Annotated in this window: 23 protein-coding genes; 12 read left to right on the plus strand and 11 right to left on the minus strand. The window is 68.9% G+C overall.

Annotated elements, in window-relative coordinates; translation table 11 throughout:
* The first annotated feature begins 199 nt into the window (after nt 1-199).
* From ACZ5J1_RS09230 to arr, 3 genes are read left to right on the plus strand one after another with little or no spacing between them, the layout of a single operon-like run.
* Nucleotides 200-463 (plus strand): hypothetical protein, encoded by a 264-nt coding sequence (locus tag ACZ5J1_RS09230; RefSeq protein ID WP_464564594.1) that lies wholly within the window; start codon nt 200-202, stop codon nt 461-463.
* Nucleotides 402-1,478: an HNH endonuclease signature motif containing protein gene (locus tag ACZ5J1_RS09235; RefSeq protein ID WP_464564596.1), complete on the plus strand. Its 1,077-nt coding sequence runs from the start codon at nt 402-404 to the stop codon at nt 1,476-1,478. The genes ACZ5J1_RS09230 and ACZ5J1_RS09235 overlap by 62 nt, the downstream gene beginning before the upstream one ends.
* A gap of 16 nt (nt 1,479-1,494) precedes the next feature.
* Nucleotides 1,495-1,929 carry an NAD(+)--rifampin ADP-ribosyltransferase gene (arr, locus tag ACZ5J1_RS09240; RefSeq protein ID WP_464564598.1) on the plus strand — a complete coding sequence of 145 codons (435 nt, stop codon included), beginning with the start codon at nt 1,495-1,497 and terminating at the stop codon, nt 1,927-1,929.
* On the opposite strand, the gene ACZ5J1_RS09245 is transcribed toward arr, so the two are convergent.
* Nucleotides 1,916-2,332, minus strand: coding sequence for a hypothetical protein (locus ACZ5J1_RS09245; protein ID WP_464564600.1), 417 nt, complete (start codon nt 2,330-2,332; stop codon nt 1,916-1,918). The genes arr and ACZ5J1_RS09245 overlap by 14 nt on opposite strands.
* Nucleotides 2,333-2,373: 41 nt before the next feature.
* Between ACZ5J1_RS09245 and ACZ5J1_RS09250 the strand changes: the two genes are divergently transcribed.
* A complete protein-coding gene (locus tag ACZ5J1_RS09250) occupies nt 2,374-2,721 on the plus strand; it encodes a DUF2200 domain-containing protein (RefSeq protein WP_464564601.1) in 348 nt (115 codons plus the stop codon).
* 9 nt (nt 2,722-2,730) lie between these two features.
* Here the strand turns inward: ACZ5J1_RS09250 and ACZ5J1_RS09255 are convergent, their stop codons facing one another.
* The 5 genes from ACZ5J1_RS09255 to ACZ5J1_RS09275 all read right to left on the minus strand — a co-directional run bounded on the left by ACZ5J1_RS09255 (nt 2,731) and on the right by ACZ5J1_RS09275 (nt 7,014).
* Nucleotides 2,731-3,468 carry an HAD family hydrolase gene (locus ACZ5J1_RS09255; protein ID WP_464564603.1) on the minus strand — a complete coding sequence of 246 codons (738 nt, stop codon included), beginning with the start codon at nt 3,466-3,468 and terminating at the stop codon, nt 2,731-2,733.
* Nucleotides 3,469-3,536: 68 nt separating this feature from the next.
* Nucleotides 3,537-4,214 carry a hypothetical protein gene (locus tag ACZ5J1_RS09260; RefSeq protein ID WP_464564605.1) on the minus strand — a complete coding sequence of 226 codons (678 nt, stop codon included), beginning with the start codon at nt 4,212-4,214 and terminating at the stop codon, nt 3,537-3,539.
* Complete coding sequence (locus ACZ5J1_RS09265) at nt 4,211-5,173, minus strand: hypothetical protein (RefSeq protein WP_464564607.1); 963 nt, start codon at nt 5,171-5,173, stop codon at nt 4,211-4,213. The genes ACZ5J1_RS09260 and ACZ5J1_RS09265 overlap by 4 nt, the downstream gene beginning before the upstream one ends.
* A gap of 12 nt (nt 5,174-5,185) precedes the next feature.
* Nucleotides 5,186-5,710: a hypothetical protein gene (locus ACZ5J1_RS09270; RefSeq protein ID WP_464564609.1), complete on the minus strand. Its 525-nt coding sequence runs from the start codon at nt 5,708-5,710 to the stop codon at nt 5,186-5,188.
* Nucleotides 5,707-7,014, minus strand: a complete 1,308-nt coding sequence (locus ACZ5J1_RS09275; protein WP_464564610.1) for a glycosyltransferase family 2 protein — start codon at nt 7,012-7,014, stop codon at nt 5,707-5,709. The genes ACZ5J1_RS09270 and ACZ5J1_RS09275 overlap by 4 nt, the downstream gene beginning before the upstream one ends.
* 158 nt (nt 7,015-7,172) lie before the next feature.
* Here ACZ5J1_RS09275 and ACZ5J1_RS09280 point away from each other — a divergent pair, with 158 nt between their 5' ends.
* Genes ACZ5J1_RS09280 through ACZ5J1_RS09290 form a run of 3 tightly spaced genes read left to right on the plus strand, consistent with a single transcriptional unit; the run spans nt 7,173 to nt 10,234 of the window.
* The gene (locus ACZ5J1_RS09280) at nt 7,173-8,414 is read left to right on the plus strand and encodes a PucR family transcriptional regulator (protein ID WP_464564611.1); all 1,242 of its coding nucleotides are present in this window, start codon (nt 7,173-7,175) and stop codon (nt 8,412-8,414) included.
* A 9-nt stretch (nt 8,415-8,423) separates the two neighbouring features.
* A complete protein-coding gene (locus ACZ5J1_RS09285; RefSeq protein WP_464564613.1) occupies nt 8,424-9,059 on the plus strand; it encodes a hypothetical protein in 636 nt (211 codons plus the stop codon).
* Complete coding sequence (locus tag ACZ5J1_RS09290; RefSeq protein WP_464564614.1) at nt 9,056-10,234, plus strand: PrsW family intramembrane metalloprotease; 1,179 nt, start codon at nt 9,056-9,058, stop codon at nt 10,232-10,234. Before ACZ5J1_RS09285 ends, ACZ5J1_RS09290 begins: the two co-directional genes overlap by 4 nt.
* Here the strand turns inward: ACZ5J1_RS09290 and ACZ5J1_RS09295 are convergent.
* Nucleotides 10,221-11,678 (minus strand): phytoene desaturase family protein, encoded by a 1,458-nt coding sequence (locus tag ACZ5J1_RS09295; protein WP_464564616.1) that lies wholly within the window; start codon nt 11,676-11,678, stop codon nt 10,221-10,223. The genes ACZ5J1_RS09290 and ACZ5J1_RS09295 overlap by 14 nt on opposite strands.
* A gap of 192 nt (nt 11,679-11,870) precedes the next feature.
* Here ACZ5J1_RS09295 and ACZ5J1_RS09300 point away from each other — a divergent pair, with 192 nt between their 5' ends.
* The 5 genes from ACZ5J1_RS09300 to ACZ5J1_RS09320 all read left to right on the plus strand — a co-directional run bounded on the left by ACZ5J1_RS09300 (nt 11,871) and on the right by ACZ5J1_RS09320 (nt 17,032).
* Entirely contained in the window at nt 11,871-12,380 is a 510-nt protein-coding gene (locus ACZ5J1_RS09300; protein WP_464564618.1) for a hypothetical protein, read from the plus strand.
* 36 nt (nt 12,381-12,416) lie between these two features.
* Nucleotides 12,417-13,715, plus strand: coding sequence for a flavin monoamine oxidase family protein (locus tag ACZ5J1_RS09305; RefSeq protein ID WP_464564619.1), 1,299 nt, complete (start codon nt 12,417-12,419; stop codon nt 13,713-13,715).
* Nucleotides 13,716-13,725: 10 nt separating this feature from the next.
* Nucleotides 13,726-14,202, plus strand: coding sequence for a phage tail protein (locus ACZ5J1_RS09310; RefSeq protein ID WP_464564621.1), 477 nt, complete (start codon nt 13,726-13,728; stop codon nt 14,200-14,202).
* A gap of 20 nt (nt 14,203-14,222) precedes the next feature.
* Entirely contained in the window at nt 14,223-16,547 is a 2,325-nt protein-coding gene (locus ACZ5J1_RS09315) for an arylsulfatase (protein WP_464564623.1), read from the plus strand.
* An 80-nt stretch (nt 16,548-16,627) separates the two neighbouring features.
* Nucleotides 16,628-17,032, plus strand: coding sequence for a DUF7144 family membrane protein (locus ACZ5J1_RS09320; protein WP_464564625.1), 405 nt, complete (start codon nt 16,628-16,630; stop codon nt 17,030-17,032).
* Between the two features lie 21 nt (nt 17,033-17,053).
* Here ACZ5J1_RS09320 and ACZ5J1_RS09325 read toward each other — a convergent pair whose 3' ends face one another.
* Genes ACZ5J1_RS09325 through ACZ5J1_RS09340 form a run of 4 tightly spaced genes read right to left on the minus strand, consistent with a single transcriptional unit; the run spans nt 17,054 to nt 22,224 of the window.
* Entirely contained in the window at nt 17,054-17,926 is an 873-nt protein-coding gene (locus tag ACZ5J1_RS09325; protein ID WP_464564627.1) for a formylglycine-generating enzyme family protein, read from the minus strand.
* Between the two features lie 10 nt (nt 17,927-17,936).
* The gene (locus ACZ5J1_RS09330; RefSeq protein ID WP_464564629.1) at nt 17,937-18,602 is read right to left on the minus strand and encodes a GAP family protein; all 666 of its coding nucleotides are present in this window, start codon (nt 18,600-18,602) and stop codon (nt 17,937-17,939) included.
* On the minus strand, nt 18,599-19,897 hold the full coding sequence (locus ACZ5J1_RS09335; protein ID WP_464564631.1) for a chloride channel protein: 1,299 nt from the start codon (nt 19,895-19,897) through the stop codon (nt 18,599-18,601). The genes ACZ5J1_RS09330 and ACZ5J1_RS09335 overlap by 4 nt, the downstream gene beginning before the upstream one ends.
* The gene (locus tag ACZ5J1_RS09340) at nt 19,897-22,224 is read right to left on the minus strand and encodes an arylsulfatase (protein ID WP_464564633.1); all 2,328 of its coding nucleotides are present in this window, start codon (nt 22,222-22,224) and stop codon (nt 19,897-19,899) included. Before ACZ5J1_RS09340 ends, ACZ5J1_RS09335 begins: the two co-directional genes overlap by 1 nt.
* Nucleotides 22,225-22,267 lie beyond the last annotated feature (43 nt).

The raw sequence follows: 22,267 nt of genomic DNA on the forward strand, positions 1-22,267 counted from the left end.
GCCGGCGCCAAGAACTTTTGTCAGTGGGGCCTTCTAGAGTGAGACCACGCTGTTCGTGAGGGTGCCTCGCGATCCACAGAGTCGAAGCGGACAGCCAGTCGTGGGGTTTGAACCCGCAGCCTTGGGCCGGCGAACGAAGACGATGAACCCGCACCGCGCGGGTCGCTCACGTTTGCCTGATGCCCGGGGAGGTGGCCCGATGAGCGAGACATTGAATCGCGTCCACCCGATTCCGGCTGCCCTCGCCACCGCGCGCCGCGCGGTCGCCGACGTGGCCACCGTCGATCCGCTGTACATGGCACCTGCGGAGATCGAGGCCGGGCTGCGCGAGGTGGTCGCGCTCGAGGCCCAGGCCGCCGAGGTGAAGGCGCGGCTGGTCGCGACAGCCGACGTCGTGCTCGATGACGCGCGTGCGTGGCTCCACCTCCAGACCCGCACGGGGAACCGTCACGGGGAACCGTGAGGCTCGGGCGCTCATCCGGTTTGCGCACGCTCTCGAGGCCCACCCCGCCACAGCGGCCGGCATGCGCGAGGGCGCTGTGTCGGCCGTGCAGGCGGAGGTGATCGTCCGGGCCGTCGAGAATCTCCCCGACGACGTCGACCCCGAGCTCGTCCGCAACGCCGAGAGCGTGCTGATCGACGACGCCGCCGACTTCGATCCCCACGAGCTGCGCCGACTCGGCGCACGCATCCTCGAGGTCGTCGCCCCTGACATCGCCGAGGCCCTTGAGGCTGCGGCGCTGGCAGCCCAGGAACGACGCGCCAGGGAGAAGACTCGCCTCACCCTGCGCAACCGCGGTGACGGGACCTACCAGCTGTCCGCCCGCATCCCCGAGCTCCAGGCGGCCCTGCTCGCCACCTTCCTCAGCGCCTTGACCAACCCGCGGCGCGAGCCCGCCTGGGCCGAGCAGGCCACCACCGAAGTCGGCATCACCGATTCCAGCCTGTGGTGGAGCCTCCCTGGACCCACGAAGCTCGGCCACGCCTTCTGCGAGTTCCTCGAGCGGATCAACCCGCACGACCTCCCGGTCCACGGCACCAGCCCCGTCACCCTGATGGTCACCATCGATCTGGAGAAGCTCCGCACCGACCTCGCCGCCGCCACCATCCAGGGCCCCGACGGCGCCTTCCGGATCAGCGCTGGCGAAGCCCGACGGCTCGCCTGTTCAGCCGGGATCATTCCCGCCGTCCTCGTCGGCCGCTCCGAGGTGCTCGACCTCGGACGTACGCGAAGACTCTTCACCACAGCGCAGAAGCGCGCCCTGATGATCCACCATCCCGCCTGCTGCGGCGAGGGGTGCGAGACACCTGCCACCCTGACCGAGGTGCACCACCACACGCCCTGGTCCGAGGGCGGGAACACCGACCTGGCGCAGGGCCGCCTGTACTGCAATCGCGACCACGACCGCATCCACAGCTCCGACTGGACCTCCACCGTCCTGCCCGACGGCCAGGTCCGCTTCACCCGTCGCGAGTAGCCACTACGGTGTCCGCATGACCTCGGGCAACGAACCTGTCCCCTTCGAGATCTACGCCGAGGGCGTGTACCTGCACGGGACGAAGGCCGACCTCGCCGTGGGCGACCTGCTGACCGCCGGCCGCGAGTCCAACTTCGAAGCCGGTCGGACGATGAACTACATCTACTTCACCGAGACCCTCGACGCCGCGACCTGGGGTGCCGAGTTCGCCCTCGGTGAGGGGCGCGGCCGGATCTACCTGGTCGAGCCGACCGGCGAGTTCGAGGACGACCCGAACGTGACCGACAAGAAGCACCCCGGCAACCCGACCCGCTCGTTCCGCAGCCGCTACCCGCTGCGGATCACCGGCGAGATCGCCGACTGGGTCGGCCACTCGCCGGAGAGGCTTCAGGCCATGAAGGACGGGCTCGCCGGCCTGCGCGAACGCGGAGAAGCGATCATCCTCGACTGACGTCGAGCTGACCCGTCGTCCTCCAGCCGTAGCGCAGGGCCGTCAGGGAGAAGACCAGGGTCAAGGCGACGATGACCGCCTCGACCGCACCCCCGCCGCCCTTGCCGAAGATGCCGTGCTCGAGGTCGTAGAGGAAGTCCATCCCGAACAGGTAGAGCCCGGCGGCGCCAGCGCAGGTCACCCAGAACGTCGCGGCCCGCTGGCGCTCCCTCCACAGAGCGACGAATGCGATCAGGCAGGCGATCCCGAGCCAGGCATCGGCCAGGGGGAAGGCGTTCTCGAACTCGTAGTACGACTGCCGGTGCTCGCTCGCCAGCCAGGCCCGGTCCGTGAACCAGATCGCCCAGTAGGCGACATCGATCGCGATCGCGATCCCGAACATCCACAGCAGCAGCCGACGCACGTCCGCACGCTAGCGCCTGGCGCGTGCCTTAGGTTCGTCCCATGCACCGGATCTTCACGACACCCGTCTCGTCGGTCTACCCGCACTACGTGGCCAAGGTGGAGAAGAAGGGCCGCACGGTCGACGAGCTCGACCAGGTGATCTGCTGGCTCACCGGGTACGACGCCGCCGAGCTGCACCGGCACCTGGACTCCGACACCACGTTCCTCGACTTCTTCGAGGCAGCACCGCTGAACCCGAACGCCACCCTCATCACCGGGTCGGTGTGCGGCGTCAAGGTGCAGGAGGTCGAGGACCCGCTGATGCGCAAGATCCGCTACCTCGACAAGGTCGTCGACGAGCTCGCCAAGGGCTGGGCGCTGACCAAGATCGAACGCACCGCCAGCTGACGGAACTCCTCACCAGCGCACCCGTCCCATCCGGCCGAGCAGCTCGTGGGCGCGCGAGCGCAGCTCGGACGGGTCGCGCATCACGAGGTGCGCCCCGGCCAGCTCGAGCTCCTCGCGACTGAATCCGCCGGTCAGCATCCCCACGGTCGGGTAGCCATGTCGGCTCGCAGCGACGACGTCCCAGGCGCTGCCACCGACCATCACGGCATAGCTGGCCGAGACCGCGGCGACTGCTCGTGCGATGAGGTCACGCTCACGCTTGGGCTCGACGTCCTCGGCGCTGACCACCGCCGTGACTGCAGAACCGGCACCGATCACCTGCAAGACGTGCTCCACATGCTCGGCCTGACCGGACGTCACAACAGCGACCCGGATCCCGGCCCGCGCCAGATCCCGCAGCAGGTCTCCCGCGTCGGGGAAGGGGCGCGCCTCCGTCAACAGTTCCCGGTAGTGCTCGTTCCAGGCCTTGCGCAGACCGCCACCCAGGCTCTCCTCGACGTCGTCGTCGGTGACGTGGGCGACCAACTCGTCCCCACCCAGGCCGATCCCACGGTGGATCCTCCACGTCGAGACAGGGAGGTCGAAGTCTGCGAACGCTCGCGACCAGGCGATCACGTGCAGATAGGTGGTGTCGACCAGGGTCCCGTCCACGTCGAAGATCACGGCATCGACAGCTTCCGGCGCGTCCCCCGGTTTCAACCGCCGGTCCCAGGCCCGATCCCGTGCCCGCTGCGGTTCGATGTTCATCCCCTGCCGGTACCCACGATGACGGGCTCCGATTCCAACCGGGCTCGGTCAGCGGTGGATCTGCACCTTCAGCCGCCCAGCGAGCCGACCGCGAACGCGACCAGCACGAGCGACGTCAGCAGTGCCGCGGTCGCCTGGGTCCCCATCAGGATCTTCGCGCGCGCACTCAACGGCATCGTGTCGGTCGGGCTGAACGCGCTCGAGTTGGTCAACGACACGTAGAGGTAGTCGACGTAGAGCGGGATCCAGTCCGCGTCCTTGCTCGAGCTCACCTTCACCTCGACGACCGCGTCGTGGTTCTCGTCCTGGGAGAAGCGGAAGTCGGCCGGCGGGATCTCCTCGCGTGCTTCGCGGCTTCGGGCAACAGGGCCGCCGCGGTCCAGCTCCCAGTAGAGCAGGGCGAACCCGATCACACTGGTGATCCAGGTCTGCATCGCCGCGACCAGCAGGTCCGACCCCTTCGACTCGGAGATCTGCGAGATCAGCACGCCCAGAGCGATCAGGTTGGTGCCGATCATCACCACCGCCAGCGCGATCGAGAGCCATCGCGACCAGCGGGTCTCGCGGGTCATCCGAGTCGGGTTCGTCACGACCAGCGCGACCAGCAGCAGGCCCTCGACGATCGGCACCACGAGCCGGTTCGTGAACAGCAGCGAGCTGGGCAAGGTGGCGTAGACGACCATCGCGACGACGACCGCCAGCGCGGGAGGAAGCCGGTGCTCCCCCTCCCCCGAGCGTCGTGTCACGCCACGTGCCGTCCGGGCCGCGGCTCCCCGAACTCCACGACGTCGTGCTCCACCCAGCTGTGCACCTTGGCTGAGTGCAGCACGATCTCGTAGACGAGCTCGACCTCGTACTCGTTCTCGGTCATTCCCGAAACGTACCCGGGGACCTGCTCCTGGTAGAGAGCTGCGGCCTGACTGAACGACATCGCCGAAAGGCCGATCCACGCCCGGTTGCTGGAGATCGTGGAACCGTCGGCGGTCGGCAGCGTCTCGATCGCGATCCGGCCGAGTTCGAGCTCCGGCACCTTCGGCGCGTACGGCGCCGTCGTGATCAGCCAGACCCCGGGACGTTCCGTGGTGACGAAGCGCATCACCCGGCTCGAGGGCTGCCCCTCCCTGTCGGTGCTGGACACCACCAAACCGGTGGCTTCGTGCGCGATCGTCTGGAACCGTTCCAGCGCACGGGCCTCGGCCAGGGGACTCTCGCGACGGCTGCTTCGCGCGAAGTCGACCGCCTCGGCCACGGAGTCGAACCGGCCCTCCCGCAGGAAGAGCAGCACCTGCGGGACGTAGGGACCGATGTTCTCCCGCTTGTAGTAGAACTCGAGCCAGCGTCGTCCGGCGTGCAGCTCGGCGGAGAATCTCTCCCGCTGTCGCCGCTCGAAGCGCGCGATCCACCGCTGGCCGAGGCGGGTACGGAGCAGGTGCTGCGTGACCTCGGAGCCGAGAAAGGCAGCGAAGATGGCGTTGAGGATGGTGGGCACGACCCACCCGCTCTCGTGGTTCATCAGCATCCGGGCGACCTCGATGACGCCCAGCGAGATCAGGACGCCGATCACGACGCCGACGCAGATCAGCATCGTGGTGAAGCGGCGGGCGCGGAACGCGATCAACGACTCGGCCTGGCGGCGTCGCTTGAGATGGATCTCGCGTTGCTCCATGTCCGCCAGGACAGCCTGATCGGCGGGCGAGAGCGGCATCGGCGATCCCTTTCAGTCCACGCCGAACGACCGGTACTGGTCGCGCAGCTCGTAGGTCCCGAGATCTCCGTACGGTTCGATCCTGACGTTCCGCTCGAGGTGCCGCAACTCGACCGGTCCGAAACGGTCGGCGTACCAGCGGTCGGCGACCTCGAGACGCTGGGCGAGCCGCTCGTCGTCGTACGTCGTGGTGGTGTCCCGCTCGCCGGCATGACGCCGGTTGGCGAGGTAGAGCACCAGGAAGCCGACGATGTCGATCACGGCGAGGATGGCGAGCAGCACCATCGTGGTGTCGAACATCCAGAAACCCTCGCTGTAGTCCCACCACCCCTTGTCCGGGTCGTCGCGGTAGATCAGCGCGGACGCGGTGACCACGATCGGCAGGATCGCGAAGAACCACGCCACCAGCAGCGCGATCAGCTGGAGGATCTTGGTGCCCCACCGACCGGCACCGTAGAACCAGTCGACGGTGACGTCGGACTCGCGGACCTCATTGACCACGTACGTCGGCTTCGCGGTGTCGTCACGCCTGCTCATGCCAGTCCCCCGTCGGTCAGGCTGTCGGAGCGGTCCGGTGGTTTCCAGGTGCCGCCGTCGCGGCGCTTCCAGATCGACAGGGCGACGGGGAAGAACATCACGACGACGGTGAACGTGTTCACCATCCAGTAGATGAGCATGTACCAGGGCGCGAAGGCGAGGTACTTCAACGTGCGGCCCCCGTCGTTGTAGAACGACGCGGCTGCGAGCTGGAGGATCCCGACGATCATCTGGATGGCGACGAAGATCCCGACCATGTACCAGTTGTGCCAGAACCGCTCCCAGTTCTGCGTCACCGCCATCGCGATCTGCGTCAGCGTGAACAGCACGATGCTGACCCAGTAGTAGAACGACCAGAGCACGCTCATCCCGTAGTCGGTGATGATCGGCATCATCCGCCAGTTCTTCAGCGGCGAGAACGCCAGGCCAGGGCCCTTGGTCAGCAGCACGTAGATGCCTCCGGAGGACCAGCGCCGCCGCTGACGCACCAGCTGGCCGACTCCTTCCGGGACGTCGAGGAAGAAGCGGATGTGCGCGGCGAAGAGGGCCCGCCACCCGGCCTCCTGCATGTCCCAGGCGATCGCGATGTCCTCGGTCGGCTGCTCGGGCTGCCAGCCACCGACGTCGAGGACGGCCTGGCGCCGGTACATCGTGTTGGCGCCGGAGAACGCGAACAGCGAGCCGTAGAGCATCTGCGATCGCTTGATCAGACCGATGATCGAGTTGAGCTCGTTCTGCTGGGCCTGCGCGGTCAGCGTGGTCCGGTTCGCCGGCAGCATGTTGCCGGTGACAGCGCCGACGTTCTGGCCGCCCGCGCGCTCGAAGTAGCTCAGGTACTGCCAGATCGCATCCGGGTTGGGTCGGGTGTCGGCGTCGTTGGAGAGGATGAAGTCCCCACGGGCGTAGGCCAGCGCGACGTTGTAGCCGTGCGCCTTGCCCCGGTTCTCCACGATCGTGACCACCCGCAGTCCGGCATGACGAGCCTGGAGCTCGACGAGGATCTCGGCCGTCCGGTCGGTGGAGGCGTCGTCGATGACGATCACCTCGTACTTGTCCGCCGGGTAGTTCATCTTCGTGAACAGGTAGTCGATCGTCCGCTCGATCGACAGCTCCTCGTTGTGCGCGGGCACGAAGACGGTGACGAACGGCTCGCCGTGCTCGAGGTAGCGCGGTCGGTCGTCCTTCTCCCGGAAGATCCGGTAGTAGAAGCTCGAGATGATGAACGCCGTGCCCCCGACGATGGGGTAGGCGACGAACCCGAAGACGATCAGGAGCACGAACCAGTCGGCGGCCGAGCTAGGCATACCGGCGATCCTAGGCCGCTGGATCCCCCATATAGGGCTGCCCCGGCGTGTCCGCTCCCCCGCAGAATGGGGAGAGGGAGCACAGGGAGAGGTGGACTGGATTGTCGGCACGGCGCGAGCGATCCCGAGCGAGCTCGGAGGGACCCACTCTCGACCAGGTGGCCGAGCTGGCCACCGTGCTCCGGGAACATCTGGACGACCTGAGCGACGCCGTCCATCGCGAGATCACCGCCTCGATGCCCGAGCTCGACGGCGATCTCGGTCTCAGCGACCTCCTCCGCGCGAGCATCCAGAGCCACGTCTCGATGGTCCTGGAGGTCGCCCAGCACGACATCGCCCTGGCCGAGGTGCGTGCACCGGCCACCTCGATCGAGTACGCCCGCCGGCTCGCCCAGCGAGGGATCGCACCGACCGCGCTGATGCGTGCCTACCGGCTGGGCCAGGCGGAGGTGCTCGACTCCGTCTTCGCCGAGATCGGTCAACGCCCGGCCACCCAGCTCTCCTTCGCCGCCGCGCACCACTTCCAGAACCTGACGTTCGACTACATCGATCGGATCTCGGCCGAGGTGCTCGTCGAGTACCAGGCCGAGCGCGAGCGCTGGCTCGCGCACCACAACTCCGTGAGTGCCACCACGCTGTCAGCCCTCCTCGCCGGCGCCGAGATGGACACCCGCGCCGGGGAGACCGCGCTGGGCTACCGCCTGGGCCAGACCCACCTGGGGGTGATCGCCTGGTCGGCCCCCGTCACCGAGATGGACGACGACTGGCGCGAGATCCGACGGCTCGAAGCGTTGGTCGGCGACATCGGATCGACGGCGGGCGCGATCGACGCACCACTGTTCAGCGCGAAGGAACGGACCGTCGGATGGGCCTGGATCCCCTTTGGGGGTGCGGCTCCGGAGATCGACGTGCCGGCCGTGACCAGCATCGTGCGCGATGCCGGCCCCGAGTACCACCTGACCCTCGGCACCTCCGCACCCGGAGCCGGTGGTTTCCGCACCACCCACCACGAGGCCTCCCGGGCCTTCGCCGTCGCGAAGCTGGCCGGCCGGCAGGCGGAGCCCGTGACGACGTACGCCGACGAGGGGGTGCGCACCGCGGCGCTCCTCGCGGGTGACCTCGCGGCCACCCGGACGCTGGTGAGCTCGACGCTCGGTCCGCTGCTCGGCCGCACCCAGTCATCGACCCAGCTGCGCTCGACACTGCAGGCCGTGCTGGAGACCAACGGCGACGTCATGGCCGCGGCGAAGCGGCTCTCCGTCCACCACGACACGGTGAAGGGCCACGTCGATCAGGCCGAAGCGATCCGCGGCCGCCCGATGCACGAGGACCGGGCGACCCTGCAGCTGGCCCTGATCGCCGCGCGCTGGCTGGGCGACTCGGTTTTGCCGTCCCCTTAGGATCGCGGTGTGACCGCGACGCAGGCACCACCGGATTGGGTCCTCGTCGAACGCCGCTGGCTCGGCATGGACCGCCGCACCCTCCTCCCCGCAGGCCTCGTCGCGCTGCTGGTGGCCCTCACCTTCTGGGCGCTGCCCGCGCTCGACAGCCATACCGCCGTCGATGATCCGATCCAGCCCGGCGACGTGATCCAGGTCGGCTCCGAGATCCAGTTCACCCCGGCCACCGGGTGGAACCTCGAGGACGGGCTGCGCCAGGGCACGGCGGATTCGGGCACCTACCCCGAGCAGGCGGTGCTGACCCACGACGGGGTCACCTTCGCCGTCCAGACCGGCAGCTTCGACGGTTCGGCCCGCGCGCTGATCGACCAGATCAAGGCCAACAACGACAAGCTCGGCAAGGACGGCGTCGACCTCAAGACCGGCGACCTGACCGCGTTCCGGACCGCCACCGACGAGCGCGGCCTGCTCGCCCGGTTCTCGACGACGACGGCCGAGGGGCTGATCGGTGCCCTCGTCCTCGACGGCACCGGGGCCGAGATCACCGCGGTCGGCCCGATCGGTCTCGACGCGGACTCCGCGGTGGAACGCGACATCGTCGCCATGATCCGATCCATCGAGCCGGTCGAAGGAGCCGCGTCATGACCACGACCGACACCCCCACCACCGAGCTGCAACAGCGCCGAGCGCAGGCGATCGCCGACGTCGGTTGGGGTGAGCGGGTCGGCTGGTTGCAGCCGCGCAACGCCTGCCTGTGGGTCTTCGTGGCCGTGATCGGCTACGGGCTCTGGTACACGATCAGCACGGTGCGCACCGAGGCGCCCATCTACGGCGGCCCGCTCGGCATCGCCGCAGTGATCTTCAGCCTCTACGCCGTCGTGTTCTGGTGGTTCACCACCCACATCGACCGCTACTCCAGCCAGCCGCTCGACCTGCGGGTCGCCGCCTTCATCTGGGGCGGGTTCGGTGCCACCTGGACGATCGCGATCCACGGCAACACCGCGCTGATCCACCTCTACGCGAAGTGGTTCGGCGGCGACTTCTCGGTCGCCTGGGGTGCTGGTCTCGCGGCCCCGTTCGTGGAGGAGTCCGCGAAGGGCGCCGGCGTGCTGCTGCTGATGTTCATCGCACCGCGGGTGATCCGGACCGCGTTCGACGGCTTCGTGATCGGGGCTTTCGTCGGCCTCGGATTCGAGATCATCGAGGACATCCTCTACGCGATCAACGCCGCCGGGGAGAACTTCGGTGTCGACCCGGTCGGCGAGAGCCTGCACACCACCCTGATGCGACTGGGCACCGGATTCACCTCGCACATCCTCTACTCCGCCGTCGTCGGTGCCGGGGTCGTGTACGTCGTCGGGACGGTCGCCGAGCGCCGGCGGGTCGGCCGCGGTGTCCTCTTCATCGCCCTGTCCGTCCTGATGCACGGAGTCTGGGACGCCAGCAGCGCGATCGCCCAGGGCACGGTCGCCGGGGTCCTGGCCGTGCTGATCCTCAGCATCGTCGCTGCCTTCGCGATCGTGCTCACCGTCTTCCACCTCACGGTCCAGCGAGAACGGTCCGCGATGCGTGACCTGATGGCCCCCGAGGCCGCGACGGGTGTGATCACCGACGAGGAGCTCGACGCCCTGGCCGGCACCCGCAAGCAGCGCAAGGCCTACCGGCACGGCGGCGGACTCCACGACCGTCGACGACGACACCACCGGCTCGAGGCGGCCTTCGACCTGGCCGACGAGATCGGCTCCGCCCGCGGGCAGGAGACCGACCGGGTGGGGTTCGCCCGGGCCGAGCTCGCTCGGTTCGCGGTCAGCGCCGGCTGAGTCCGCGCAGACCCGACAGCGCCGCCTCGGCGGCGTGGAACCCGGCCATGCCGTGCACGCCGCCCCCGGGCGGGGTCGCCGAGGAGCACAGGTAGAGCCCGGAGACACCCAAGGAGTAGGGGCGCAGCGTCACCCGCGGCCGCATCAGGATCTGGCGGGCGTCACTGGCCCCGGCGGCGATGTCGCCACCGACGTAGTTGGGGTTGTAGCGCTCGAGCTCGACCGGACCCCGCACGTGGGTGGCCACGATCCGCTCCCGGAAGCCCGGGGCGAACCGCTCGATCTGGGCCGTCACGGCAGCGGTCGCGTCACCGGTGTACCCGGCCGGCACGTGGGCGTAGGCGTAGATCGGGTTGATCCCGCTCCCCGACCCCGAGACGACGGAGCGGGACGGGTCGGCCAGGTACTGCTGACCGGCCAGGACGAACGGGCGGTCCACCATCCGGCCGCGGGAGACGTCGAGCTCGGCGGCCGCGATCTCGGCCGCCGTACCGCCGAGGTGGAGCGTCCCGGCCCGGCGACAATCGGCGTTGGTCCACGGCACGTCGCCCTCGATCGCGTAGTCGACCTTGAACGCCGCGGGGCCGTAGCGGTAGCGGGACAGCCCACGCCGGACGCGAGCCGGCAGTCGGTCCCCGGCGATCTCGAGGACGCCCTTCGGTGCGGTGTCGAGGAGGACCAGGTCGGGGTCCCGACCGACGAACTCCCTCAGCTGCGCCAGCGAGGTCACCCGCACCCCGGTGTGCACCCGCCCGCCCAGGGAGGTCAGCACCGAGATCAGGGCAGCGGTGATCGCGCCGGACCCACCGCGGGCGACCGGCCAGCCCGCGGCATGGCCGACCGATCCCAGCATCAGGCCGACGGCCGAGGTGAACGGACGGTCCAGCCGGGTGAAGGCGTGGGCGGCCATCCCGGTGAAGAGCGCCCGCGCCGGGTCTCCCTGCCAGCGCCGGACCGCCACCGTGGCCGGGAGCATCGCCGGAGCACCGAACCGCCCGAGCACCATCGGGTGCCGCGGCAGGTGGGCGACGGGCTGCAGCACCTCGGGGAGCAGGTCGTCGATGTCGGCGACCAACGGGTCGAAGAGCCGCCTCCAGCGCGCACCGTCGGGCCCGAGGGAGGCGGCCGTGACAGCGAGGTCCCGGGAGAGGACACCTGCCTCGCCGGTGTCGAGCGGATGGGCGAGATCGACCTCGGGCCAGAGCCACTCCAACCCGTGCGCACCAAGGTCGAGCGAGGCGAGGAACGGCGAGACCACCCCGGTGGGGTGGAAGGCCGAGCAGTCGTCGTGCAGCACGCCCGGCAAGGTCAGCTCCGACGTCCGGGCACCGCCTCCGGCGACGTCCGCCGCCTCGAGCACGGTGACGTCGAGGCCCGCCTGGGCCAGACGGACGGCGGCAGCGAGCCCGTTGGGCCCGCTGCCGACGACCACGGCCCTAGTCACGAGGTCCCTCGGAGATCGCCACGCCGACAGCCTAGGGTGGCCGCTGAGACGCTGAACGTTGGGAGCACACCGGTGCCAGAGCATCACCACCCGCAGTCGCCGCGATCACAAGCACGAGGGCGGCAGCGGCGATCGGAGCTTCTCACCGCTGCCAGCGGCCTGCTCGCCGACCGCGATCGCACGACGATCAGCTTGCGCGATCTCGCTTCCAGAGCAGGCATTCCACCCGCATCGGCCTACCACTTCTACGCCAACGCGGACGAGGCCTTCGTCGCCCTCGCGGCCCAGATGTTGACGGAGCTCAGCGACGACCTCGGCGCGCCGGTGGCTGACGACGAGGTCACCGCCTGGCCCGACGTGATCGGCATCGTCGCCCAGCGAGCAGCCGCCTACTTCCGGCTCCGGCCGGATGCCCGCCGACTCCTGCTGAGCTCGACCGCACCCCTCGGGCTCGGGGCACAGCCGGGAGAGGCCAAAGCCACCCTGGGGACGGCCCTGCGTGACCAGATCGCACCGAGGCTCGCCCTCCCGGCCGCCGCCGGATCGGACGAGTGGTTCGAGAACGCGATGGAGGTCCTCATGCTCCTCTTCTCCCTGTCGACCCAGCGTCATGGCACCCTCACCGACGACGAGGTCAACGAGGCCGGGCGCGCGGCCACCGCCTACCTCGAGCTCCATCTGCCCCGTCCCTCCGATCGCTAGGCCGACCACGACGTAGCAGTCGCTACACTCGCCGGCATGAGCACCCGTGTCCTCGTCATCGGCGCCGGCATCGCCGGCCTCTCCGCAGCTCGCGCCCTGACCACCGCGGGGGTCGACTGCGTCGTCCTGGAGGCGCGGACGAGGATCGGTGGACGGCTGCACACCGTCGACGTGGACGGTCACGTCGCCGACCTCGGTGGTGCCTGGATCCACCACCCGGAGGACAACCCGATCTCGGACTGGGTCGAGGCCGCCGGCGTGCCCTGGATCGTCGACCCGACCGGGACCCGCTTCACCGGTGCCGACCTCGGTGAGGGTCGGCAGCTGACGGCCGAGGAGCTCGCCGGGGTCGGGTACGGCGTCTTCGAGGCGCTGACCGCCGAGGTCGCGGCCGCGGCGGCCGCCGGCGCGCCGGACCGATCGGCCGCCGCCGTGATCGACGAGCACCTCGCAGCCTCCGACCTCACCGGATCCGAGCGCGACCGGCTGCGCCAGCTGATGGCGGCGATGATCGAGCAGGACGCCTCGGGGCCCCTGGACGGCATCTCCGCGCTCTGGGCCCTCACCGGGGACATGCTGGTCGGCGACGTGATCGACAACGTCCCGGTCGACGGCTACCGGAGCGTGCTCGCGCCCTTGGCCGAGGGGATCGACATCCGTCTCGACCATCCCATCACGACCATCCGCCAGGACGCGGACGGCGTCACGGTGGCCGGCGACGGCTGGTCCGAGTCGGGCACGCACGTCATCGTGACCGTGCCCCTCGGGGTGCTGAAGTCCGGCTCGATCACGTTCGACCCTCCCCTCCCGACCGAACGTCAGGAGATCATCGACCGCACCGGTTTCGGCACGATGGACAAGGTCGTCCTGGCCTTCGCCGAGTCCTTCTGGCGCGACGTCGACCCCGGTCTGGCGCACTCGGTGATCTACCCGGCCGACCGTTCCGAGGCCGCCACCTGGACCTGGGACTTCGGACTCTCCCCGACGTTGATGTTCCTGGTCGCCCAGAGCGCCGTGCCCTCGATGCTGCGCGACCCGGAGGCGTGGGCGCTCGCCCAGTTCGAGGCGGTGTACGGCGGCCCGCTGCCGCTCAACCCCACCGGCTGCATCCACACCGACTGGGCGGCCGATCCGTACGCCCGAGGCGCCTACGCCCACGTGCGACCGGGCCAGGACGCGACCGACTTCGAGACCCTCGGTTCCCCCGTCGGACGGATCGGATTCGCCGGCGAGCACACCGACCCCGAACGGCAGGGCTACGCCGACGGCGCGATGGCCAGCGGACTGCGGGAGGCGCGCCGGATCGTCGGCGACAGCGCACGCCTTTCTCGCTAACGTGACCGGCATGTCTTACGTCGTCGACTTCGTGAACGTGTCCACCGTCGGGCTGGAGTCCTCCCCGGTCGCCGAGGCCCTCGCCGGCCTGCGGGCCAACGAGGCCCGCTACTTCAAGAACAAGTACGACCACGTCTTCACCACCGAACCGGCCGCCGAGGCCGGCGACACGATCGCCTGGGTCCACGAGATCCTCTCCTCCGAGCGCGACCTCGAGATCTCCTCGCCCCCGTTGGAGGCCACGGCGTTCGAGGTCACCCTGGACGGCGAGACGATCAAGTGGGCCTACGTCTTCTACGAGTCGGGCCTGTCGATCAACGTCCTCTACACCGTGGCCGACGGCGGGAAGCGCGCCGTCGGGTTCAAGCTCTCCGACGGCATGGAGGTCCCGGTTGAGCTGGCGGATAGATTCAAGTTCGCGCGCCAGAAGTCCAAGCTGGCCGGCACCATTCGCGGTTCCTTCTTTGTGATCAAGAACGTCCACTGACCGATTGACGGGAGCAAGTGATGAACGAGGATTTCCAAGGCGAGATCAAGCTCGACGTGCGGGACTCCACCCCTGACTGGGGCCCGTACACGTTGAAGAAGGCCCCGGATGGCGCACCGAACGTCCTCGTGGTGCTCTACGACGACACGGGCATGGCCGCCTGGTCGCCGTACGGCGGCCGGATCAACATGCCGACGATGGACCGGCTCGCTGCCAACGGTCTGACCTACACCCAGTGGCACACCACGGCGCTCTGCTCCCCGACCCGCTCGACGTTCCTCACCGGCCGCAACCACCACGTCAACCGGTGTGCCTCGATCATGGAGACCACCGACGGTTTCCCCGGCGCCGCCGGCCGGATCCCGCAGGAATGCGCGACCGTGAGTCACGTCCTCCAGGACAACGGCTACTCGACCTTCTGGGTCGGCAAGGACCACAACGTCCCCGAGGAGGACAACGCCCCGGGCGGGAACCGCTCGATGTGGCCGCTCCAGCTCGGCTTCGACCGGTTCTACGGCTTCCTCGGCGGCGAGACCAACAACTGGTACCCCGACCTGGTCGAGGACAACCACTACATCGAGCAGCCCTACTCCCCCGAGGAGGGCTACCACCTGTCCAAGGACCTCGCGGACCAAGCGCTGCACATGCTGCGCAACCAGCAGGCGTCCAACCCGTCCAAGCCCTGGTATCTCTGGTTCTGCCCCGGCGCCAACCACGCACCGCACCACGCGCCCGAGGAGTACATCGCCAAGTACAAGGGCGCCTTCGACGACGGCTACGAGGCGTACCGGGAGTGGGTGCTGGCCCGGATGGTCGAGAAGGGCATCCTGCCCGCCGACACCGCGCTGACCCCGCTCAACCCGCTGCCCGACGAGGTCGCCCTCGACACCGACGAGGTCCGCCGATGGGACGACCTCAACGACGACGAGAAGCGTCTCTTCTCCCGGTTCGCCGAGGTCTACGCCGGTTTCTCGGAGTACACCGACGCCCAGGTCGGACGGATCGTCGACTACTTGGAGGAGACCGGGCAGCTGGAGAACACGCTGATCTTCTACTGCGCCGACAACGGTGCCTCCGGCGAGGGATCCCCCAACGGATCGGTCAACGAGAACAAGTTCTTCAACAACTACCCCGATGATCTCGAGGAGAACCTCGCGATGATCGTCAAGCTGGGCAGCGCTGACACCTACAACCACTACCCCACCGGCTGGGCGGCCGCCTTCTCCACGCCGTTCCAGATGTTCAAGCGCTACTCGCAGTTCTCCGGCGGCACCTGCGACCCGATGGTCATCCACTGGCCGAAGGGGATCGACTCCAAGGGCGAGATCCGGCACCAATACCACCACTCCACCGACATCGTCGCCACGATCCTCGACGTCACCGGCCTCGAGATGCCCGCCTCCTACCGGGGAGTCGACCAGTTCCCGCTCAGCGGCGTCTCGATGAAGTACAGCTTCGACGCCGCACCCGACGGACCGACCGAGAAGCAGGTCCAGTACTACGCCATGCTCGGCACCCGCGGCATCTGGAAGGACGGCTGGAAGGCCGCGGCCATCCACGCCCCGATCAGCGGCAAGGGCCACTTCGACGCCGACGCCTGGGAGCTCTACCACGTCGCTGAGGACCGCGCGGAGTCGAAGGACCTCGCCGCCGAGATGCCGGAGAAACTGCAGGAGCTGATCGAGGCGTTCGAGCAGGAGGCCAAGGCCAACTTCGTCTATCCACTCGACGACCGCACCCCGGTGGAGCTGGTCAACATCGAACGTCCGCAGGCCGAGCCCAAGCGGGAACGGTACGTCTACTACCCCGGCACCGCCGCGGTCCCCGAGGGCGTGGCGGTCAGTGTGCGCGGACGCTCCTACAAGATCATCGCCGACGCCATCCTCGACGAGGGTGCCGAGGGCGTGCTCTTCGCGCACGGTTCACGCTTCGGCGGTCACGCGCTCTTCATCAAGGAGAACAAGCTCCACTACGTCTACAACTTCCTCGGCATCCCACCCGAGCAGACGTTCGTCTCCGAGCCACTCACGCCCGGACCGCACACCCTCGGCATGGAGTTCATCCGCGAGGGTGCCGGCCAGTACAAAGAGTCGGTCGGAACGACGCGGCTCTACGTCGACGACACCGTCGTCGCGGAGGGCCCGATGCGCGCCCAGATCGGCAAGTTCACCCTCTGCGGAGACGGGCTGTGCGTGGGTTATGACAGCGCCGACACGGTGAGCAGGCAGTACACGAACCCGTTCCCGTTCTCGGGCGGGCAGCTGCTCGGAGTGGCCATCGATGTGAGCGGGGAGCAGTACCTCGATCTCGAGCTCGAGGCGGCGGCGATCCTCTCGCGCGAATAGTTCGTGTCGGTGGCCCCATTGACGCCGGAATCGGAGCACAGTGGGAGCGCTATTTCTTCTCGCACTGGAAGGAAACACTGATGAGCGCATCACAGACCAACCCCACCCGGACCGCCGTCACCTACGGATTCACCACCGTCGCCGGGGCCTTGCTCGGGACCCTGGGCGTCTTCCAGGCGCTGGCCGGGATCTCGGCCATCGCCAAGGACGACGTCTTCGCGGTCACCGACGACTACGTCTACAAGTTCGACCTCACCACCTGGGGCTGGATCCACCTGATCCTCGGTGCGCTCGCGGTCCTGATCGGTGTCTGCCTGCTGCTGGGCCAGACCTGGGCGCGGGTCGCGGGTATCGCGCTGGCGATCCTGTCGGCGATCTCGCAGTTCCTCTGGCTGCCCTACCAGCCGCTGTGGGCGATCATCATCATCGCCTTCGACGTCGCCGTGATCTGGGCGCTCTGCGTCCAGCTCAACACCGAGGACTGAACCCCTCAGCTCTCCGGTGCGTCAGGCGTCCCGCCTGACGCACCGGAATCCGAGGTGGGACGTGGTGTCGCGGACGCCGTGTCCCTGCCGTGCAGCCGGCCGGTAGCGCTGGCAGTAGTACGGCGAGCACAGGTGCGATCCGCCCTTGCTCACCATCCGGCTCGACTCCTCGATCCGGAGCGATCCGCCGCAGCACGGCGCGGCAGGAACCTCCCGGTGCGAGTCGGTCCAGGGGGTCGAGGTCCACTCCCAGACGTTGCCGATCATGTCGTGCAGCCCGTACCCGTTGGCGGCGTACGAGCCGACCGGTGAGGTCCGCTGGAACCCGTCGGGCGCGACCGACTCAAACGGGAAGCGGCCGATCCAGGTGTTGGCCAGCAGCTGCCCCGCCGGATGCAGCTCATCGCCCCATGCGAACTCGTGGCCGACCAGCCCTCCACGGGCGGCGTGCTCCCACTCGGCCTCGGAGGCCAGGTCCTTGCCCGCCCAGCGGGCGTAGGCGATCGCGTCCTCCCACCCGACGTGGACGACGGGGTGGTCCTGGAGGTCATCGATCGAGCTGTCGGGTCCTTGCGGGTGGCGCCAGTCCGCTCCCGGTTGCCAGCGCCACCATCGGGTCCAGTCGTGGAGCGGCACGGGACCGGGTGGCTGGGTGAAGACCTGGGATCCCGCGACCAGCAGCTCAGGGTCGGCATCGGGGAAGTCGTCGGCGGTCGGCGCGATCTCGGCGACGGTGAGGTGGCCGGTCGCGTAGACGAACTCGGCGAACTGCTCGTTCGTCACCGGGTGCTGGTCGAACCAGACGCCAGCGACCTCCACCTCCCGGACGGGTGCTTCCTCGGGGTAGAACCGCTCGCTGCCCATCCGGGATCGCCCACCCGGAATGTGGATCATGTCGCCCATCTCAGAGCGCACCGATGCCCTGGCCCAGGACGACCGTTCCGAGGACGAGCAGCAGGATCGCCATCACGGTGGCGTTGTTGTGCGCCAACCAGGCCCGCAGCTCCTCGAGCGGGTGCCGCATCGCGTCGGCCGCGAGGAGGTAACCGAGCACCGGGACGGCGATGCTCGAGCCCCCGATCAGCACGAAGAGCGCGATCGCGATCGTGGTCTCGCCACCGGTCAGGCCGCCGCTGCCGATCGCCACACCCGCAGCAGCGCACAGGGCGAGGTTCTTCGGGTTGGCCGCCGAGAGCAGCGCCCCGAAACCGAACGCCTTGGCGGGCGTGAACTTGTCGATCGCCGACATCCAGCCCGGCATCGGGGGCTCCACCCCGGGAGCAGGCCGCCCGCGCCACTGTCGGAGCGCGAACAGCAGGAGCAGGACACCGAGGACGATCTTGACCCAGGCGACCCAGGCGGGTGAGCCGTCGTCACCGGTGGACGGGTCGACGACCAGCGCCAGGATCGTGACGACGGCTGCGATCCCGACAAGCCAGCCGACCATGAAGGCCACGCTGGAGGCCTTCGCCTGGGGCGCCATCAGCATCAGGATGACGGCGATGATCGGGACCGGTGAGATCGCGACGCCCAGCGCGGTGGGCAGGAGTTGACCGATGACCTCGTTCACGTGGTCGAGCCTAGAGGTGGTGCGGGGGCGGACGGCTGAGGTGAGAGCCCGGCGATTCCGCCGCGGAGCCAGCCGCGAACCAGCCAGGCAGCGACGGCGGCGAAGACGGCCGCCGGCAGGGCGTCCGCGCCGGCGCTGCCCGCGAGCAGCATGGCGAAGAGCATCGCGCTGAACAGCAGGCCCGTGCCGGCCGCCATTCCTGCGGCGGCGCCGACGGCGATCGCCCACGTCGGCGAGCGGTCGAAGACCGCCACGGAGATGGCTGCCAGACCGACACCGAGGAAGACCGCGGGAAAGACCGGACCGCCCCGGAAGCCGGCGCCCAGGCAGATCACGTAGCCGATCACCTTGGCCACCAGGACCACCAGGATCACGCCGGCCGACTGCCCGACGACAACGCCGACCGAGGCCTGTCCGGAGTAGAGCACCTCGTCGTACCCGCCGCCCGCCGCCCGTGCGACCAGCGCCAGCAGTCCGACCACCACGCCACCGACGAGGAGCGGGAGCAGCATCTGGCCCCGGCGCTTGATCTCGTTCTCGAGCCGTTCCGCGCCCCGGTGCGTGAAGGTCAGGAGCCAACCGGCGAGCACGCCGATCACGATCGCCAGACCCACGTCGACGAGTCGGGTGCCGTCGTAGGCCGGCAGGTCAGGCACGGCGAGTCCGGCGGCGTTGATCCCGCCCCAGTCCCCCAGCCCGACGAAGAGCAGGTAGCCGGTGGCGGCGGCAACGAGCCCCGGCACGAGCACGGTCAGCAGACCGGCACCCGCCGCGAGCCCGCCCTCGAGCAGCAGCAGCCCACCCACGAGCGGACCCCCGAAGAGCGCCGAGACTGCGGAGAACGAACCCGCTGAGGCCAGCACCCCTTGGGCCTGCGGGGTCAGGCCGGGCCGCCGGGCGAAGACCATCCCGACCGCCGACCCCAGGGCGATCACCGGAGCCTCCGGGCCGAGCACCGCACCGAACGGAAGGCTCCCCAGCGCGGCGAGCACGATCGAGGGCACGTACCGGATCGGGGTGGGCTGCATCGACAGTCCACCCACGGGCGAGTGCCCGCCGTCCCCGGGGAGGAGACGGCGGGCAGCCCAGACGATGGCCGCACCGACGGTCGGTAGCCCCAGCACCAGGAACCACGGCACCGAGTCGTACCCGAGCTGGTCCGGCAGGTCGTGCCAGAGCCAGTCCTCGGTCCAGTGCACGACGGCGAGGAAGACCGCCGCGGTCAGGGCCGCCGGGATCCCGAGGGCGACGCCGAGCCCGACGAGTCCCAGGTATCCGCGGGCAGCGGAGGCCATCAGTCGCGCGACATGGCGGCGTGGAAGTCCCGCTCGCGGTCGAGGTAGTGGTCGTCCCCGATGTTCATCTCGACCACCCGGATCCGGCCCCCGGTGAAGGCGTACGGCGCCGCGTACTCCTGGCTCACCGGGTCCGCCCCGTCGCGACCGATGGTCAGGCCCTCCCCGCAGAGCGCGAAGTGCCCCGGCTGGGTCCTCCACGCCGCCTTGGCGACGGCCGCGTCGTCGACGTACAGCGTGGTCGTGCCGACCGCCTCGCCGTGTTCGCCGTGGCTCTCCTTGGCGAACTCCATGCCCAGCACGTGGGAGCCGACCCCGACCTCGTCGGGTGAGACCAGCACCTGCTCGGGCGGGATGCCGAGGAAGTTGTTGACGTACCAGAGCTTGCGCTCCTTGAGGAACAGGCTGTGCCCGCCGAACCGGGCACCGTTGGCGAGGATCACACCCTCGGCGTCGGGATCGGTGATCTCGACCTGGGCGAGGATCTTGAACGAGCGCCCGCGGATCTCGGCCGCGTTGAACTCCGGCAGCGGCGAGGTGTCGGGGTAGTAGCGGTAGATCCCGCCCTCGGGGATGTCGGCGACCGGCATCTCCTTGATCAGGTCAGCAAGGGAGCGGTTGTCCAGCGGCAGCACGTTGTACTTGCCCGCCTCGACGTACCAGAGGTTCGCCAGCTCCTGGACCTTCTCCGGGTACGCGGCGGCCAGGTCGTGCGCCTCGGCCCGGTCCTCCTCGGAGTGGTAGAGCTCCCAGGTCTCGTTGACGAAGTCGGCAGCCGTCGCGCCCTGCTGCGGGGCGCGTTGGGCGACGATGTGCCAGCCGTCGTGCCAGAGCGCACGGGTGCCGAACATCTCGTAGTACTGGATCTTCTTCGTCGTCGGACCGTCGGCCTCGAACGAGTAGGCCATCGACACTCCGGGCAACGGCGACTGGGCGTAGCCCTGCACCTGCTCGGGCATCTCGATCCCGATCAGCTCAAGCAGCGTTGGGACGACGTCGACGGCGTGGTGGTACTGGGTCCTGACCTCGCCGCGGGCCTCGATCCCCTTCGGCCACGAGATCACCAGCGGGTCGGCGACGCCACCCTGGTAGGTGTAGCGCTTGAACATCTTGAACGGCGTCGAGAACGCGGTCGCCCAGCCGGTCGGGTAGTGGTTGTACGTCGCAGGAGAGCCCAGCTCGTCGAGCTGGGCCAGGTTCTGCTCGATCTCGTCCGGGTAGCCGTTGAAGAACTTGTTCTCGTTGACCGAGCCGTCCGGCGTGCCTTCGCCCGACGCACCGTTGTCGGCGGCGTAGAGCACGATCGTGTTGTCGAGCTGGCCGGTCTCCTCCAAGTAGTCGATGATCCGACCGACCTGGGCGTCGGTGTACTCGCTGAACCCGGCGTAGGTCTCCGCCATCCGGGCGAACAACTGCTTCTCGTCGTCGCTCAGCGTCTCCCAAGGTCGAACGTGGTCGAGCGGGGTCGCCGCCTCACCGGGCAACGGGTTGATCTCGGTCAGAGCGGTCCCCTCGGGCAGGATGCCGCGCTCGATCATCCGGGGCAGCACCCATTCGCGGTAGGCCTCGTAGCCGTCGTCGAACTGGCCCTTGTACTTGGCGATGTACTCCTCGGGAGCGTGGTGCGGCGCGTGGTTGGCGCCGGGGCAGAACCAGAGGTACCAGGGCTTGTTCGGCATCGAGGTCTTGGAGTCGGCGATGAACGAGATCGCCTTGTCGGCCAGGTCCTTCGACAGGTGGTAGCCGTCCTCGGGGTAGGACGGCTGGTCGACGTAATGGTTGTCCTCGGCGAGCAGGGGGTACCAGTTGTTGGTCTCCCCGCCGATGAAGCCGTAGAAGCGGTCGAACCCGCGGGCCAACGGCCAGTTCCGCTTGGAGGCGCCGACGGCCCACTCGTCGAGCGGGATGTTGTGGTTCTTGCCGACCCAGAAGGTGTTGTAGCCGTTCTCACGCAGCACCTCACCGATGGTGGCGTTCTCCATCGGGATGTGGCCGGTGTGGCCCGGGAACCCCTGAGCACCCTCGGCGATCTGGGCGAAGCCGTTCTCGTGGTGGTTGCGTCCGGTCAGCAGGCAGGAGCGCGTCGGCGAGCAGAGCGCGGTGGTGTGCCACTGCGTGTAGGTGAGGCCGTTCTCGGCCAAGCGGTCCATCGTCGGCATGTTGATCCGGCCGCCGTACGGCGACCAGGCGGCGAGGCCGGTGTCGTCGTACAGGACGAAGAGGACGTTCGGCGCGCCCTCCGGAGCCGGCGGCTCACGGAACGGAGTCCAGTCCGGGACGGAGTCCCGGACGTCGAGATTGACCACACCGTTGAACTTCTTGGCCATGCTGCTCCCTCTTCCTATCCCTCATGGTCTATTCCGAAATCGC

It is taken from the genome of Nocardioides sp. JCM 18999 (assembly GCF_055391175.1).

What these genes read in the sequence shown, in the direction of transcription:
- ACZ5J1_RS09230 (WP_464564594.1), top strand. Translation starts at nt 200, where the DNA reads ATGAGCGAGACATTGAATCGCGTCCACCCGATTCCGGCTGCCCTCGCC.
- ACZ5J1_RS09235 (WP_464564596.1), top strand. Translation starts at nt 402, where the DNA reads ATGACGCGCGTGCGTGGCTCCACCTCCAGACCCGCACGGGGAACCGTC.
- arr (WP_464564598.1), top strand. Translation starts at nt 1,495, where the DNA reads ATGACCTCGGGCAACGAACCTGTCCCCTTCGAGATCTACGCCGAGGGC.
- ACZ5J1_RS09250 (WP_464564601.1), top strand. Translation starts at nt 2,374, where the DNA reads ATGCACCGGATCTTCACGACACCCGTCTCGTCGGTCTACCCGCACTAC.
- ACZ5J1_RS09255 (WP_464564603.1), bottom strand. Translation starts at nt 3,468, where the DNA reads ATGAACATCGAACCGCAGCGGGCACGGGATCGGGCCTGGGACCGGCGG.
- ACZ5J1_RS09265 (WP_464564607.1), bottom strand. Translation starts at nt 5,173, where the DNA reads ATGCCGCTCTCGCCCGCCGATCAGGCTGTCCTGGCGGACATGGAGCAA.
- ACZ5J1_RS09270 (WP_464564609.1), bottom strand. Translation starts at nt 5,710, where the DNA reads ATGAGCAGGCGTGACGACACCGCGAAGCCGACGTACGTGGTCAATGAG.
- ACZ5J1_RS09275 (WP_464564610.1), bottom strand. Translation starts at nt 7,014, where the DNA reads ATGCCTAGCTCGGCCGCCGACTGGTTCGTGCTCCTGATCGTCTTCGGG.
- ACZ5J1_RS09290 (WP_464564614.1), top strand. Translation starts at nt 9,056, where the DNA reads ATGACCACGACCGACACCCCCACCACCGAGCTGCAACAGCGCCGAGCG.
- ACZ5J1_RS09305 (WP_464564619.1), top strand. Translation starts at nt 12,417, where the DNA reads ATGAGCACCCGTGTCCTCGTCATCGGCGCCGGCATCGCCGGCCTCTCC.
- ACZ5J1_RS09310 (WP_464564621.1), top strand. Translation starts at nt 13,726, where the DNA reads ATGTCTTACGTCGTCGACTTCGTGAACGTGTCCACCGTCGGGCTGGAG.
- ACZ5J1_RS09315 (WP_464564623.1), top strand. Translation starts at nt 14,223, where the DNA reads ATGAACGAGGATTTCCAAGGCGAGATCAAGCTCGACGTGCGGGACTCC.
- ACZ5J1_RS09320 (WP_464564625.1), top strand. Translation starts at nt 16,628, where the DNA reads ATGAGCGCATCACAGACCAACCCCACCCGGACCGCCGTCACCTACGGA.
- ACZ5J1_RS09325 (WP_464564627.1), bottom strand. Translation starts at nt 17,926, where the DNA reads ATGATCCACATTCCGGGTGGGCGATCCCGGATGGGCAGCGAGCGGTTC.
- ACZ5J1_RS09335 (WP_464564631.1), bottom strand. Translation starts at nt 19,897, where the DNA reads ATGGCCTCCGCTGCCCGCGGATACCTGGGACTCGTCGGGCTCGGCGTC.
- ACZ5J1_RS09340 (WP_464564633.1), bottom strand. Translation starts at nt 22,224, where the DNA reads ATGGCCAAGAAGTTCAACGGTGTGGTCAATCTCGACGTCCGGGACTCC.